Origin of the sequence: Bacillus sp. MAG717A, from assembly GCF_036884855.1 — a bacterium.
Taxonomy (GTDB): domain Bacteria; phylum Bacillota; class Bacilli; order Bacillales; family Bacillaceae; genus Bacillus; species Bacillus safensis.
In genome coordinates, this window is record NZ_CP145733.1 from 3,184,464 (window position 1) to 3,199,985 (window position 15,522).

The window sequence follows — 15,522 nt, forward strand, 5'->3', positions numbered from 1 at the left end:
GGGGGAAATGAAAAATGGCGGAAATTAAAGTACCTGAATTAGCGGAATCAATCTCGGAAGGAACGATTGCTCAATGGCTAAAGCAGCCGGGCGATTATGTGGAGCAGGGGGAGTACCTGCTGGAACTCGAAACAGATAAAGTCAATGTCGAACTGACTGCTGAAGAATCTGGTGTATTAAAAGAAGTGCTCAAAGATTCTGGTGACACTGTACAAGTTGGAGAGGTCATCGGAACGATTGCAGCAGGTGAAGCTGGCGGAAGCGAGTCCGCAGCTCCAGCACCTGAGCAAGCTTCTGCACCAGCTTCGAAAGAAGAACCGGCAGCTGCTCAAAAAGAAGAAGCAGTGAAAGAAGAGCCGAAAGCTGGTAATGGCAGAACCATCGCTTCTCCTGCAGCTAGAAAACTAGCGAGAGAGAAGGGATTAGACTTATCTGAGATTCCAACCGTAGATCCGCTGGGCAGGGTACGAAAGCAGGATGTCGCTTCTTATCAAAAGAATGAAGCACCTGCAAGTGCACCGAAAGCCGCGCCAAAAGCAAATGCGGCGGTGCAAACTGAACAACCAGGAAAGCCAGTTGAACGTGAAAGAATGTCACGCCGCAGACAAACAATTGCAAAACGTTTAGTTGAAGTTCAACAAACGGCTGCGATGCTGACGACATTTAATGAAGTCGATATGACGGCTGTGATGGATTTAAGAAAGCGTCGTAAAGATGCCTTCCTAGAACAAAATGATGTCAAGCTTGGCTTCATGTCCTTCTTTACAAAAGCAGTTGTAGCAGCACTGAAGAAGTATCCGCTGCTTAATGCAGAAATTCAAGGTGATGAGCTTGTCTTGAAGAAATTCTATGACATCGGCATCGCTGTTGCTGCAAACGAAGGACTTGTCGTACCGGTTGTCCGTGATGCAGACAGATTGTCATTTGCGGGGATTGAAAAAGAAATTGGTCATCTTGCGAAAAAAGCAAGAGATAACAAATTGGCTCTTAGTGAGTTACAAGGTGGATCATTCACGATCACAAATGGCGGAACATTTGGTTCTCTGCTTTCAACACCGATTTTAAACAGCCCACAAGTTGGAATTTTAGGAATGCATAAAATTCAGCTTCGTCCGGTGGCGATTGATGAAGAACGTTTTGAGAACCGTCCGATGATGTATTTAGCTCTTTCTTACGACCACCGTATTGTCGATGGTAAAGAAGCAGTTGGATTCCTTGTTACGATTAAAAACCTGCTTGAAGATCCAGAGCAGCTATTGCTTGAAGGATAATTTTCCATTATAAAAAGCTAGCACCTTAACAGGTGCTAGCTTTTTTTCTCTTCACTGTCAGGTTGTCCTCGTTTTGACCAATACGTCGCAAGCCAGGAACCAGATAAGTTATGCCACACACTAAAAATCGCACTTGGTACGGCTGCGAGCGGCGAGAAATGTGCTGTTGCAAGGGCTGCACCAAGCCCGGAGTTTTGCATGCCTACTTCAATCGAAATCGCTCTTTGAGAAGGAATATCCATTTTGCACCATTTTGCGATCAGGTAACCAAATAAAAGACCGAGCCCATTATGTAAAATGACAACGGCTAATATCAGCAATCCAGATTGAAGAATCTGCTCTTTATTTGCACTGACAACCGCTGCAATGATCACCACAATTCCAGCAACAGATACAAGCGGCAATGCTTGAACCGCATAGTTTACTTGTTTTTTGAAAAACACCTTAACGATAACCCCTAAGATAATAGGAATTAGCACAACTTGGACAATCGACAAAAATAACGCCTCCGGTGATACAGGTAACCATGATCTTGCAAAAATATAGATAAAGAGAGGCGTTAAAAAGGGAGCAAGAAGGGTCGATATAGTTGTGACCGCTACCGATAATGCCATATTGCCTTTTGCCAAAAAGGTCATGACATTGGATGCTGTACCGCCCGGGCAGCAGCCCACAAGAATAACGCCTACTGCAATTTCAGATGGCAACCGTAATCCGTAAGCTAATAGAAAGGCGATCAGCGGCATGAGTGTGTACTGCACCAAAACCCCGATTAGCACATAAAGAGGTTTACGAAAAAGCTCCTTAAAATCTTCACCTGATAACGTAAGCCCCATCCCAAACATAATGATTCCTAGTAAAAAAGGGATATACGGTCCAATCTGAGAAAATACGTCAGGAAAAGCAAATCCAAGACATGCAAAGATAATGACCCAGATTGCAAAGGTTCTTCCTGCAAATTGACTAATGGTTAAAAGAATGTTCATTCATTGCTTCATCTCACTTTCCTCACATATCTTTTCTATTTTAAACAAATTTTCTGAAAAAACAACCTATTTTTTATAAAAGGTGTTAATAATAAAATTATGTAAACTGAAAACACCCCATATAAGCATTTGCCTATATGGAGCATCGTCTTAAAAAGGAGGCCATTTCACTTGCTGTGCTTGCTTAAGCCTTGCTTCTGGCTCACGCCAGTCAACTACACTCCACCAACGATCTACGTATTTCGGTTTTTCATTCAGATATTGAAGATAGTAGGCGTGCTCCCATACATCAAGGGCTAAAAGAGGGATTACGTCCCATTGTGACAAAAATTGATGGCGTTCAGCTTGTAAAATCTCTAATCGCTGGGATCTGGGCGCCCATACGAGAATGGCCCAGCCGACACCCTCTACTTGTTTGGCCGCTGCTGAAAATTGAGATTTAAATGCGTCATAACTGTCAAATGATTGTTCAATGAGACGAAGCATTTGTCCTGTGGGCTTTCGTTTTCCTGAAGGACTCATGGAAAACCAAAAAATACAATGTAAATAGTGCCCTGCACCATTGAAGGCAAGCTCTCTTTCCCAATGCTTGATCATTTTAAAATCATTGGTTCTTCTTGCATTTTTTAATGCAAGCTCAGCTTGGTTCAAACCATCAACATATGATTGATGATGCTTCTGGTGATGCAAATACATAATCTCTTTTGAAATAAACGGTTCTAGTGCATCATACCGGTAAGGGAGAGGAGGTAGCTTATGATTTCCCGCTGCTACCTCTCGCATGTCTTCTTGTGGTTTCATGTCCTCAGAAATACGTTCTGCCAGTTCGTACCACTCTTGTTCACTGGAATGTTCATCATCCATTGAGAACCATAAATGGTCTACTTTCTGACGGGTGTTGTCATCTTGAATCGCGGGTTGAATGGAGCTAAGCCACTCTTTGAGCTGCATTCGATACTCTTCCTTATTCATTCTTACGCCTCATTTCTTCTAAAAATGTGGAACAAGCCATCATGGGAAAGACAAATGGGTAGCTATGATAGGTGATGTAAAATTGCTTTGGCAGGCCAATGCCTACTGGATAGTGCAAGGCTTCACTCGTGTGCTGTTGATGGATCAAAAATGAGATGGCTTTTAAAATCGTTTTGTCATCTGGCTTTTCATATTGTAAAAGTGCCTCTGCTGCCCAAGCCGTCTGCACTACTGTGCCAAACGGGAGGGGGACATACGTTTTTTCCTCTGCACTTTTACACGATTCTCCGAAGCTGCCATCTTCTCGTTGAATCTGCTTTAAAAATCGGCACGCTTTTTGAACAGCAGGATGGGTAGAGGGGATGCCGGCCGCTTTTAGTCCTGTTAATGCTGCCCACGTTCCATAAATATAACAAACACCCCATCTGCCAAACCATGACCCATTTGTCTCTTGATGATTTAGGAGCCACTTGACACATTGATCTTTTTGCCTGTGAAGAGGTGGTGACATGTTTTTCTCTTCAAGACCAATGAGATGAAGCACGCGGCCTGTAATATCGGGAGTCGATGGATCAATCGCTGCATCCTCCGCAGATTCAAGCGGCAGATGTCGAAGCAGGAAGTGATCTTGATTTTTTTCAAAAGCAGAGAACCCGCCGTCACGGTTTTGCATGGAAAGAAGCCAATGAAATCCTCGTTTCCACTGAACTGGTGCGTATGTTCGCGGAATGGCTTTTAAGACAATTTGCGTATCATCACAATCAGGGTTATTTGTGTTGATATCTGAAAAACCAAAGCCTCCCGGAGCAGCATGCCGGTTATGAATCGCCCAATCTGCTTTTTTCATTTGCTGCCGGTTCAGCAAGTATGAGAAAGACTTAGTGATGACTGGGTCTTCTTGTTTTTTGCCAGCTTTTTGAGAAGCATAACTGACAAGCGCTGTATCCCAAACTGTGGATGTGGAATTTTCTGCATACATTCTGCCCTGACAAACAGTGACTAGCTTTTTCATGCCTTTGACTGCTTTTAAAATGAGATGATGCCCTGGGGAGTACCCAAGACTCATAAGTGCATAGACCATAAAAATACTGGCACTTAAATAGCTGTACAGCGTGCCATCTTTTTCAAGGCGATCAAACATATATCGCTTTGCTGCTTCATATCCGAAAAAGTCCAGCCGGCTGTCGAGTGCTGTATACGATCGCATGTAAGTCAGAAAGTGTTGAGCGGAACGTTCTTCTCTTGCCATAAACCAGTCAAATGGATTCTTAGACATGTTTGCATCAAGGTGTGCCAAGCTTGGAAATGTCTCATGAGAGGTATATCGTTTGTTGAGTGCAATCATCATTGGTACAAAATGAATTCTTGCATATGCACTAAGATGATAAAAATGCAGCGGAAAGTATGTAGGGATGAGTAAAAAGGAAAGTGGTGCATAGAAATACGGCCAAGGGTGCATGCCGTTGACAGCGAGCATCCACTTTGTCATAAAGTGAACGTTCTTTAATCCGCCTTTTGAACGTATATATTGCGCTGCTTTTTCCATATGAGGCTCATCTTGTTGAAACCTGCCTGATACGAGCATTCCGCAATAGCCCTGCACAGTGGCAGTTACATGTCCCGTTTGATCATGATACAAAGAAAAAGACCCATCCTCATTTTGTTTTTCGCGTATCGCTTCTGCTAATTGATGAACCAACGCCTGATCCGAATCACCGACAGCCTTTAACAGCATAATCAAAAAAGCATTTGTCATCATAGGACCTTCAAAGCAGAAAACAAAGGCGCCATCTTCTCGTTGTCTTCGCTGCATTTGTATGTGCAATTCTTCGATAAATTCGTTTACTTTCAATTGAAAATCTTGCATATGCGGCCATGCTCCTTTCCTTTCATACTATATTCAGGAGCCGGCCTGTCACATGCAAACACAAAAAAAGCCGATGACAGGGTCACCGGCTCAGCGTGTAGACAAACCCTCGCATTCGGTGTCAGGTCTGCGCGCTGGTGCTCACGAATGTCAATTCGCTGCGCGCCAGTGGTCGTCCTTCCTAGACTGCAAAGGTTTTCTATCACGCTGAAAAGAAGACAAAGTGCTAAAATAAAAATCATTTTAGCACTTTGTCAACGATCTGAGCCGATGACAGGGTCACCGGCTTTCTGGCGTCATTAGTCTTGGAGATTAATCCATACACTTTTGACTTCTGTATAGTTGTTAAGGGCATATGACCCCATTTCTCTGCCAAGACCTGATTGCTTATATCCTCCAAACGGGGAGGCGGCATCAAAGACATTATAGCAGTTGACCCAAATCGTTCCTGCTTCAAGACGTGCAGCAATATCGTGGGCATGCTTTAAGTTTTCTGTCCAAAGTCCTGCTGCTAATCCATATTCAGACTGGTTGGCCCGTTCGACCACTTCATCAATGGAATCGTAAGGAATTGCAGATAAAACAGGTCCGAAGATTTCTTCTTTGGCAATGGTCATTTCATCTTCTACATCTTTAAAAATAGTAGGGGAGACGAAATAGCCAGCCTCATAAGGGCAATCGCCACCGACAACGGCTGTTGCCCCTTCGGATTTACCTTTTTCAATATAGCCTAATACGCGTTCGTGCTGTTCTTTACTTACAAGAGGTCCAATTTGCGTATCTTGATGAAGACCAGCGCCTTGCTTGAGTGATCCTGCATATTTGGCCATTTGATCGACTACTTCATCATATTGGCTCCGGTGAACAAAGACTCTGGAGCCCGCGCAGCATACTTGACCTTGGTTAAACATGACGCCATTTAAAGCACCTGGAATGGCTTTCTTTAAATCAGCATCAGGTAAAATAATATTCGGTGATTTTCCGCCAAGCTCTAATGTGACCCTCTTAATGGTTTTAGCCGCTTTCTCCATAATTAATTTTCCAACGCTTGTTGACCCTGTGAAGGCAAGCTTGTTCACATCAGGATGTTCAGTTAAGGCATTTCCGGCTGTTTCGCCAAATCCAGGAACGATGTTAATGACGCCTTCTGGGAAGCCGGCTTTGTCCACTAATTCTGCTAAATAAAGAGCAGAGAGTGGAGTTTGTTCGGCTGGCTTTAAAACGATGGTGCATCCTGTTGCAAGTGCGGCACCCATTTTCCACATGGCCATGAGTAGCGGGAAGTTCCATGGGATGATTTGTCCTACAACGCCAACCGGCTCATGGCGGGTATAATTAAAATATCCTTGACTAACAGGAATGGTTTGTCCATTCATTTTTGTCGTCCAGCCCGCATAATAGCGCATGTGCTCAATAGCGAGGGGAATATCTGCATTTGTTGTTTCATTAATTGGTTTTCCGTTATCTAAAGTTTCAAGCTGTGCAAGCTCTTCTTGGTTATCTTCCATTAAATCAGCAAGCTTGAACATGAGGCGGGCGCGTTCAGCGGCAGACATTGAGCGCCAAGGACCATGAAAGGCTTTTTTTGCAGCTTTTACTGCCTCATCAATATCTTTTGCACCTGCTTCATATACATCAATAAGGGTTTCGCCTGTGGCTGGGTTAGGAGTAGCAAAGGTTTTATTATCGTGACTTGTGACAAACTGACCGTTAATGTAGAGTTTTTTCGTCCCTTGGAGAAAAGATTCGAGTTTTGAACTAATTTGAAGTGTTGTAGAGCTCATAAATAAACAAACCTCCTTAAAGATATGGATTGTTTTCTGCGAGTTCTAGGTGAGAAAAGCGGACATGCAATGAAACTGTATACGTACAAAAATGTAAACGTATACAATTATCATATTACACGACATGTCTGAAAGCAATCCATAACACTCATTGCATTTCGTGAAAATTTGGCTACAATAAATGTATAGATGAAAAAAGGAGTTTTTAAAACATGATCCATCAAAACTGGCAAACGGCTCAAACGTTAAAACAAGTAAAATGTGTACATACAAATGCGAAAAAATATATGGTCGACCGGGCATTAACGGTTGGAAGCACATATGAAGTGAAAAATGAAACAGAGGAATTCCTGTTTGTCGTTGACAATACGGGTAAAGTAGGCGGGTATTACAAGGAGTATTTCGAAGATATTTCGGCTGAATGATTTTGAGGGTCATCACTCATACTAAGAAAAACAGTAAAGGGTGATGATGATGAAAAAGCAGCAAAATGACGAGCAGAAAAATCAAAATGCATGGCATGAACACGAAGATGCTGATATGGCGATTACACTTGAACAGATTTCCGATGTGTATGCCGAGGGAACGATTGATACACCAAAAGACGAATAGTCATTTAAAAACAGTGATTTGGCATAATCACTGTTTTTTTATTGGAATGATTCAGCATTTTTTCTCGAAAAGAACTGAAACTTTTTTCCTGCTTTAACAGTCTAAATAAATAGAGGAAAGAGCATCGGATCAAAAAGAAAAAGTTAAATGAAATTTAATCTATTCGTAATGGAATAACGATCATTTATAGCGTATTCTATAAGTGAGAATAAAACGTACCCACAGAGCCGTGTGGCCGTTTTGTCATAAAGGAATTTGATGCAGGAAGAGGGGGTTTACGTGGGTATTTTTTCTGTCAGTAAACAAAATGATAAGAAATTCGAATCCTTATTGATTGAAGGGGAAAGAATTGAGGCTGTTTACAGACTGCGTCACGACCAAATTTGCTTTACAAATAAACGACTGATCTTTGGCGATAACCGCGTATTTTCTAAGAAGAAAGTCAGGGTCTCCTTGCCATATCGATCAATTGAAAGTTTTGCCATTCAAGAAGCTGGCGTGTTTGATCAGGACACAGGTATGCTACTTGTCACAAGCTCAAAAGTATTTGAACTCGACTTTTCTAAAGAGACGGATTTGAGTGATGTGCAAGCCATTTTGACAAAACATCTTTGCTGATCAATCTTGCGATTACATAGATCATATGCACTTTTCTCATTCTTCGTTCTTATTTTCATAGATCGCACGTTTCTGAGCCTTTCCCATCTGATGGGAAGGGCTTTTTTCTGCTTAAGTGTTTGAATGATAGCAAAAAAGGTTAAAGATGAAACAGATACAGAAAGGAGAATGAATAATGAAAGTGTTAGTTGCAGGAGCAAATGGACATACAGGTAGACTTGTCGTTCGTTATTTAAAAGAAAAAGGACATGAGCCGCTTGCTCTCATTCGAGATGAAAAACAAGCTGATGCGCTAAAAGAACTTGGTGCAGCACCTGTCATCGGTGATCTTGAAAAAGATGTGACAGATGCTGTGAAACAAGCAGACGCTGTCATCTTTGCAGCTGGTTCAGGCTCAAAAACAGGTGCAGATAAGACCATTGCGGTCGATCAAGAAGGGGCAAAACGCCTCGTTGATACAGCGAAAAAAGAAAACATCCAGCATTTTGTTATGCTTAGTTCCTATAATGCTGATGATCCAAACCAAGGAAAAGGGCAAGGAAGTATGGAAACTTATTATGAAGCGAAAAGAAAAGCTGATGAGCACTTGAAACAGTCTGGTCTTTCCTATACGATTGTCCGTCCAGGTGCCCTGCTGCATGAGGAGAAGACAGGAAAGATTGAAGCTGCCGAGCATATTACAGATGATCAAAACATCGAGATTTCAAGAGAGGACGTAGCCATTGTTCTTGTGGAGAGCTTAACAGAATCGAATGTGAAAAATAAGTCCTTTGACTTGATTAAAGGCGATAAACGAATCGAAGAAGCACTTCGCCATCTGTAAGAGAAGAAAGCTGCTGCCAAATAGGCGGCGGCTTTTTTGATGTTTTCTTTCCCCTTCCAGCGGGAAGGTAATGAGAAAGGAGTGATTGACCGTGGGCTTAACGAAAGAACAACAAGCTGATTTATACGAAAGATTGATTCAATTAAAAGAAGATGTGAAGGGATCAAAAAAGAAAAAAGAATCTATGCTCGTTGAATCGAGTGAGATATCAAATGGTGTTGGTAATCATATCGCTGATCATGGGAGCATCTATTTAGACCGCATGACAGAACAAACGCTCGATCAAGTCGATGAGCAACTTGAAGGAGAAATCGATGCAGCACTGAAACGAATGGAAGACGGAACATATGGGATTTGTGAGAAAACAGGGAAAGAGATCCCATATGAGCGTTTAAAAGCAGTTCCATATACACGTTTTTCAATTGATGCAAAGAAAAATGAAGAAACGACTCCAGATCCAAACGAGTTTGACCGTTCATTCTCCGATCAAATGCGTGATTTAACGAATAGAGAAACAATGGATCAAATGCATTCGGATACGTATGAAAGATTAGAGGAAGAGCAGGATGTTGATGTGGATGAGGAAAAATAGGATCATTAGCGCAGGTTAAATTTTTTCAGAATAATGTTTCCAAATGTACTCGTGGACAAAAATCTTGTATACATGAGTATTTCAAAGAAAAAAGATCTCTTGAAATTTAATTAACTTTCGTGTAGTATAGTTTAAAGGCTGCGATGCGCGTAATGTTAATTAAGTTTTAACCTTTAAGCTGTAATAGGGAGTTTTATATTGAAGCCGGAATGTCATGCCTCCTTAGAGAGGAAGACAGGAACGTTTCTGCAAACACCCACTTTGAGGAGTGGTGGTTTAAAACTTTCTTACTTAGATTACGGCATCCGCAGCTTTTCCTAGGATGATTCAAGCCATTTTCCATTTCGGAAAATGGCTTTTTATTTTGTGAAAAAACGAAATTGCACAGACAGCCGGAAGAGGCATGAATGTATGTTAAAATAGACAAAACAAAAGACGGAGAGGGAATTGGATGTTAGAACAAGCAGAAGCACTCCTGAAACAATACTTTGGATTTGACACCTTTAGGCAAGGACAGAAACAAGCCATTGAATCGATTGTAAACAAACAGAAGGATACCGTCTGTATTATGCCGACAGGCGGAGGGAAATCGGTTTGTTACCAGATTCCTGCCCTGATGATGGAAGGAACAACGATCGTTGTATCCCCGCTAATTTCTTTAATGAAAGATCAAGTCGATGCGCTAAATGAGATGGGCATACGATCGTCCTTTTTAAACAGCACACTTTCTGCAGCTGAAATGAATAAGAGACTGAAAAAATGTGAAGATGGGGAATATCAGCTGCTTTATATCACACCTGAACGCTTACAAAATGAACGTTTTTTTCAGCTCCTTGATCGGTTAACGATCCCTTTAATCGCAATTGATGAAGCACACTGTATATCTGAGTGGGGGCATGATTTTAGGCCAAGCTATCGCTTTATTCAAGAATGCTTAGATAAATTGACAAAAAGGCCAGTGATTGTCGCACTAACGGCTACAGCCACGAAAAAGGTCCACCGAGATATTTGTGAACAGCTTGGCATGAACGAAGAAGAAACTATTTTTACTGGGTTTGCTAGAGAGAATTTATCTTTTCAGGTGGTCAAAGGAGAAAATAGTGACCGCTTTATCACACATTATATGAAGAAAAACAAGCTTGAGTCAGGCATTATTTATACAGCTACAAGAAAAGAAGCTGAAAACATTTTCAATCGGCTAAAGAAACAAAAGATCAAAGCTGGCATTTACCATGGCGGGTTAGATGACGATGTGAGAGAAGAGCAGCAAAACCTGTTTTTAAATGATGACATCCAGGTCATGGTCGCTACATCTGCATTTGGCATGGGAATTAATAAATCAAATGTCCGTTTTGTCATTCATCATCAAATTCCAAGGGATATTGAAAGCTACTATCAAGAAGCTGGGCGCGCAGGCAGAGATGGGCTCCAAAGTGAATGCATTTTACTGTTTTCGCCGCAGGGCGTACGAATGCAGCGATTCCTCATCGAACAGTCAACAGAAGATGAAGTGCGCTATCAGCATGAGCTGCTTAAACTAAGACAAATGGTGGATTACTGTCATACTGAGCAATGTTTGCAGCAATTTGTGATGGACTACTTTGATCAATCAACAAGTACTCCTTGCCAAAAATGCAGCAATTGCCTTGATGAAAGAGAGCGTGAAGAGGTCACTCGAGAAGCGCAAATGGTTTTATCGTGTACGGTTAGAATGAACGAGCGATTTGGAAAAATGATGATTGCTCAAGTACTGGCAGGCTCTAAAAATAAAAAAGTGCTTGATCTTGGTTTCGACCGTCTTCCTACATACGCTTTAATGAAGCAGCAATCAGCCCAGCAAATCAGTGATTTCATCGAATTTTTAATTACAGAAGAATATTTGCACATGTCTGAAGGGGCTTACCCAACATTAAAAGTGACACATAAAGGGAAGAAAGTGTTAGTCGGACAAGAGGCTGTGTATAAAAAGCAGGCAGTTAAAAGAGAGGCGATTCAAGAAAACGATGCATTATTTGAGCAGCTGAGAGCGGTGAGAATGAAGCTGGCGAGAGAGCAGGGTGTTCCGCCATTTGTTGTATTTTCTGATCAAACCTTGAAGGAAATGTCAGCTGTTCAGCCTAAAACAGAAGAAGAACTACTCCATATTAAGGGAATAGGCGCTCAAAAAAGAGAGAAATACGGGGATGTTTTTCTAGAAGAAATCCGTTTATTTATAGAAAAAGAGAAAAATAAAGAGATTGAAGAAGAAAAATAAATTTTTTTCGCTACGTTTGGACACGTTTTCAACAGGAGGTTTCTGATCCTTTCAAAACCTTGATATGGCGGGTAATTGAGCTGTTTTGTGGTCTGATTTACCAATGGAGAGAGATGTTTCATGTAAAGGAACTGTAATCTAAAACATATCGTTTTGTTATTGAATTGACATTTACATATGTTACGATAGCACTCGTTAGCCGCCATAAAAAGCTAACAAGGGAGGATTTACTTTATGAAGAAGACTATTATGTCCTTGGTTGCTGTTGCAGCAATCTCAACAACAGCATTTGGAGCACAGCAAGCTTCTGCAAAGGAAATCACTGTGAAGAAAGGTGATACACTTTGGGGAATCTCTCAAAAAAATGATGTGTCTCTAAAGGACCTAAAGGGTTGGAACAATTTATCTACAGACATGATTTATGTAGGTGATAAATTGACAATCTCTTCAAAAGAGAAAACTCAGGAGCAGTATAAAGTCCAGAAGGGGGACAGCCTCTGGAAAATCGCTCAAAAATTCAATGTGTCAATTAGCGATATTAAGTCTTGGAATAACTTAAACTCAGATATAATTGTGACTGGTTCAACACTAAGTGTTGCTGGTCAAAGCTCAGCTCCGGTAAGCTCAGAGCCTGTACAAAAACAGGAGCCTGTCCAAAAAGAGCAAACAACACAAAAAGCTGCTCCTAAAAAGGAAACAGCTAAAGCAGAATCATCTTCTGCTAGTCAAAGTGTACAAAAAGAATTGACTGTAACGGCTACGGCTTATACAGCAAATGATGGTGGCATCTCAGGTATCACTGCAACAGGGGTAAACTTAAACAAAAACCCAAATGCGAAAGTCATTGCAGTAGATCCTAATGTCATTCCATTAGGAAGTAAGGTTTATGTTGAAGGCTACGGTGAAGCTACCGCAGCAGATACTGGCGGCGCAATTAAAGGTAACAAAATTGATGTACATGTACCAAGCAAATCCCAAGCAAAAAATTGGGGCGTAAAATCAGTCAAAGTGAAAGTACTTAACTAGTAATCTATTGTTTTTTGGAAGAAAGCATCAGGTGGCGGCCTGATGCTTTTATTGTACCCTTTTTTTGGTCAAAAAAACACATATTTTTCAGAAAAATTTGCATTTTCGACAAAAACCAGCGTATATTCCATCATACACGCTGGTTTTTTGGCGTTAGCTGTCCACCCAATAAATTTCCCCGCTTTGTTCTTTCCAATTGATTTGGACATCAAATTGGTGTTTTTCATAAAAGTGAATCAAGCGGTCCACGTGATTCCAATCTCTTTTGACGAGGTCACCTGTGATGACTGGGATGTTCTGCTCTCTTGCGATTTCTTTTAAATGCTTCATGCAGATTGAGCCGTATCCATTATCGGGAGGGCCTTTAATATCAGCAATATGAATCTTTCCTTCTTCAGGGTATTCCGCGATTAAGGAAAAATCAGATTGTCCGCGAAAAGCTTTTTCACAATCGCTGAGCATGATTTTGCATGTATCCGCACTTTCAATGGCAGAGACAATCATCCATTCATCTTCTTTCGCCTGATCAATGCCAATGATCTTTGCTTTTTTCGAAATATCTTTCATATTTTCTTGCATTCGATACATTTGGAACTGCAATTGCTGTAATTCTTGCTCTAACGTCTTCACATCTTTGGTTGTTTCCTGTAAGATTGACAAGTCCATTACTCCTTTCATATAAGAAATCATAAAAACCACATAAATTCCCATTCTAAAGGAAGTGGATGGATCTTTCAAGCCGTTAGAACGCCAGTAATCGGCAAGTTTGTCTAAAATTCGACGAAGACAGCGAATTCATTGACTTTATAGAGAAAGTTAAATAACATACTCTTAGTCGGAACTAATAAAGAGAGGTTTTCAAACATGAACGAACAGAATCAAAAACCGAAAAATTTCACCGGCATTGTTGTCATTTTAACAATTGCCATAAACGGATTAATCGCTTTATTATTTTTAATGCCAAAAACAGATAAATTTAGTCATCTGGATATTACATTTCTTCCTTTACTGAATGCCGTGATGAACAGCTTTACGTTTATCTTTTTACTTTCAGCACTCATTATGATTAAACAAAAGAACATTAAAGCACATAGACGATTTATCTTTGCTGCATTTTCAACAACACTTGTCTTTTTAATTTCCTATGTGACATATCATTCAATGGCAGCTGATACACACTTCGGCGGAGAAGGGATCATCCGTCCAATTTACTTCTTTATTTTGATTACACATATTGTGCTTTCAGCAATTATTGTACCGCTTGCATTGATTACACTATTTAGAGGCGCACAGATGCAGGTCGAGCGTCACCGTAAAATTGCCCGCTGGACGATGCCGCTTTGGCTCTATGTTAGTCTCACTGGCGTCATTGTCTATATCATGATTTCTCCATACTACAGCTAACGTATGTCCAACTGGACATACGTTCTTTTATTTACAAGATGAAGTGCTTTGGATAGAATGGAAATTGGATATCCGACGTGCACGGTATCTTCCCATCTATAGATTCACATCATTTCTGGCCGTTTGCTCGTTTGGAGATCAACAATTGGACGAAACGGGGGTTATATGATGACTGAACAATTGCAGTATAAACCGGGGCTTGAAGACATTGTGGCAAGCGAAACGTCCATATCATATTTAGATGTGGAGCAAGAGGAAATTGTGATTCGCGGGTACGACCTCATTGAGCTAGCACAAAACAAGACATATTTAGAAACAGCCTATCTGCTCATTTATGGAAGATTACCAGATACGATGGAATATCACCAATTTCAGCAAGATATATCCTCACAAACGAACTTACATCCAACGATTCAAACCATTTTAACGAAACTTCCAAAAACCACTCACCCTATGGATGCGATGAGAACGTGCTTATCTGCTCTTGCGGGGTACGATGATGCATTACATGATCGATCAGAAGCGTGCCAAGTGAAGCGTGCCGTTCGATTACTAGGCCAGCTGCCGGCCATTGTTGCTGGAAGCTATCATATTCTCACAAAAGACGCCGCTATTTCTCCAGATCAGACCAAATCCTACACTGAAAACTTTTTATCCATGCTAACTGGACGCACCCCGATCGAAGACGAAATCACCGCTTTTGACCAAACACTTACATTATATAGTGAACATGAGCTGCCGAATTCAACGTTTGCGGCTAGAGTCATTGCATCCACGCATTCTGACATGTATGGTGCTTTTACTGGAGCGATCTCTTCATTAAAAGGTGATCTCCACGGAGGAGCAAATGAAGCTGTCATGCACATGCTTCTTGAAGGAAAAACAACGGAAGGATTTCTTGCGCTCATTGAACGAAAATTAGCCGCAAAAGAAAAAATGATGGGCTTTGGCCACAGAGTATACATGAGAAAAATGGATCCGCGAGCCGCTCTTTTAAAACGTTCATTGAAAACGCTTACTGAATCAAAGGGAGATACAACGCTATATGACATGTGTGTAGCAGGAGAGGCATACATGAAAGAGCAGAAAAACCTCTATCCGAATCTTGATTATTATGCTGCACCTATTTATTACGTGCTCGGAATTCCTATTTCACTTTATACACCCATTTTCTTTGCTGCAAGAGCTAGCGGATTAGCAGCCCACGTTATTGAACAGCATTTGCATAATCGCATTTTTAGACCGAGAGTCCGGTATTTAGGGCCAAGAGGATTAAAGGTTTCAAATGATGATGGAAAAACGGGGGAATGAAT

The 15,522-nt window shown here is 41.1% G+C and carries 15 protein-coding genes and 1 other RNA gene; 11 read left to right on the top strand and 5 right to left on the bottom strand.

The features are described from left to right. Window positions 1-14: 14 nt before the first annotated feature. A complete protein-coding gene (gene odhB, locus V6Z54_RS16610; RefSeq protein WP_039179294.1) occupies window positions 15-1,271 on the top strand; it encodes a 2-oxoglutarate dehydrogenase complex dihydrolipoyllysine-residue succinyltransferase in 1,257 nt (418 codons plus the stop codon). 35 nt (window positions 1,272-1,306) lie between these two features. On the opposite strand, the gene V6Z54_RS16615 is transcribed toward odhB, so the two are convergent. The 4 genes from V6Z54_RS16615 to V6Z54_RS16630 form a co-directional block, all read right to left on the bottom strand. Next, window positions 1,307-2,257, bottom strand: a complete 951-nt coding sequence (locus V6Z54_RS16615; RefSeq protein ID WP_041085702.1) for a bile acid:sodium symporter family protein — start codon at window positions 2,255-2,257, stop codon at window positions 1,307-1,309. A gap of 150 nt (window positions 2,258-2,407) precedes the next feature. Continuing rightward, window positions 2,408-3,229, bottom strand: coding sequence for a superoxide dismutase (locus V6Z54_RS16620; protein WP_041085700.1), 822 nt, complete (start codon window positions 3,227-3,229; stop codon window positions 2,408-2,410). Further along, window positions 3,222-5,096 (bottom strand): prenyltransferase/squalene oxidase repeat-containing protein, encoded by a 1,875-nt coding sequence (locus tag V6Z54_RS16625; RefSeq protein WP_338527502.1) that lies wholly within the window; start codon window positions 5,094-5,096, stop codon window positions 3,222-3,224. The genes V6Z54_RS16620 and V6Z54_RS16625 overlap by 8 nt, the downstream gene beginning before the upstream one ends. Before the next feature lie 299 nt (window positions 5,097-5,395). Further along, window positions 5,396-6,880 carry an aldehyde dehydrogenase family protein gene (locus V6Z54_RS16630; protein ID WP_338527503.1) on the bottom strand — a complete coding sequence of 495 codons (1,485 nt, stop codon included), beginning with the start codon at window positions 6,878-6,880 and terminating at the stop codon, window positions 5,396-5,398. Between the two features lie 212 nt (window positions 6,881-7,092). Between V6Z54_RS16630 and V6Z54_RS16635 the strand changes: the two genes are divergently transcribed. The 8 genes from V6Z54_RS16635 (at window position 7,093) to V6Z54_RS16670 (ending at window position 12,805) form a co-directional block, all read left to right on the top strand. Beyond that, window positions 7,093-7,305, top strand: a complete 213-nt coding sequence (locus tag V6Z54_RS16635) for a DUF6501 family protein (protein ID WP_024422683.1) — start codon at window positions 7,093-7,095, stop codon at window positions 7,303-7,305. Between the two features lie 49 nt (window positions 7,306-7,354). Continuing rightward, window positions 7,355-7,492 (top strand): DUF4025 domain-containing protein, encoded by a 138-nt coding sequence (locus V6Z54_RS16640; RefSeq protein ID WP_075611524.1) that lies wholly within the window; start codon window positions 7,355-7,357, stop codon window positions 7,490-7,492. A gap of 279 nt (window positions 7,493-7,771) precedes the next feature. Beyond that, window positions 7,772-8,110 (top strand): PH domain-containing protein, encoded by a 339-nt coding sequence (locus V6Z54_RS16645; protein ID WP_024422682.1) that lies wholly within the window; start codon window positions 7,772-7,774, stop codon window positions 8,108-8,110. A 175-nt stretch (window positions 8,111-8,285) separates the two neighbouring features. Beyond that, window positions 8,286-8,933, top strand: coding sequence for an SDR family oxidoreductase (locus V6Z54_RS16650; protein WP_041085693.1), 648 nt, complete (start codon window positions 8,286-8,288; stop codon window positions 8,931-8,933). A gap of 91 nt (window positions 8,934-9,024) precedes the next feature. Then, on the top strand, window positions 9,025-9,525 hold the full coding sequence (locus V6Z54_RS16655; protein ID WP_073979719.1) for a TraR/DksA family transcriptional regulator: 501 nt from the start codon (window positions 9,025-9,027) through the stop codon (window positions 9,523-9,525). Window positions 9,526-9,657: 132 nt separating this feature from the next. Continuing rightward, window positions 9,658-9,843: non-coding RNA, 6S RNA (ssrS, locus tag V6Z54_RS16660), on the top strand. 133 nt (window positions 9,844-9,976) lie between these two features. Then, complete coding sequence (recQ, locus tag V6Z54_RS16665; RefSeq protein WP_041085689.1) at window positions 9,977-11,779, top strand: DNA helicase RecQ; 1,803 nt, start codon at window positions 9,977-9,979, stop codon at window positions 11,777-11,779. Between the two features lie 234 nt (window positions 11,780-12,013). Further along, window positions 12,014-12,805, top strand: a complete 792-nt coding sequence (locus tag V6Z54_RS16670; RefSeq protein ID WP_039179273.1) for a 3D domain-containing protein — start codon at window positions 12,014-12,016, stop codon at window positions 12,803-12,805. 153 nt (window positions 12,806-12,958) lie between these two features. On the opposite strand, the gene V6Z54_RS16675 is transcribed toward V6Z54_RS16670, so the two are convergent. Next, window positions 12,959-13,471 carry a GNAT family N-acetyltransferase gene (locus tag V6Z54_RS16675; RefSeq protein WP_041086829.1) on the bottom strand — a complete coding sequence of 171 codons (513 nt, stop codon included), beginning with the start codon at window positions 13,469-13,471 and terminating at the stop codon, window positions 12,959-12,961. A gap of 198 nt (window positions 13,472-13,669) precedes the next feature. On the opposite strand from V6Z54_RS16675, the gene V6Z54_RS16680 reads away from it, so the two are divergent. Next, window positions 13,670-14,209, top strand: coding sequence for a DUF420 domain-containing protein (locus V6Z54_RS16680; protein WP_024422676.1), 540 nt, complete (start codon window positions 13,670-13,672; stop codon window positions 14,207-14,209). Window positions 14,210-14,377: 168 nt separating this feature from the next. Further along, window positions 14,378-15,520 (top strand): citrate synthase, encoded by a 1,143-nt coding sequence (gene mmgD / locus V6Z54_RS16685; protein WP_338527504.1) that lies wholly within the window; start codon window positions 14,378-14,380, stop codon window positions 15,518-15,520. Window positions 15,521-15,522 lie beyond the last annotated feature (2 nt).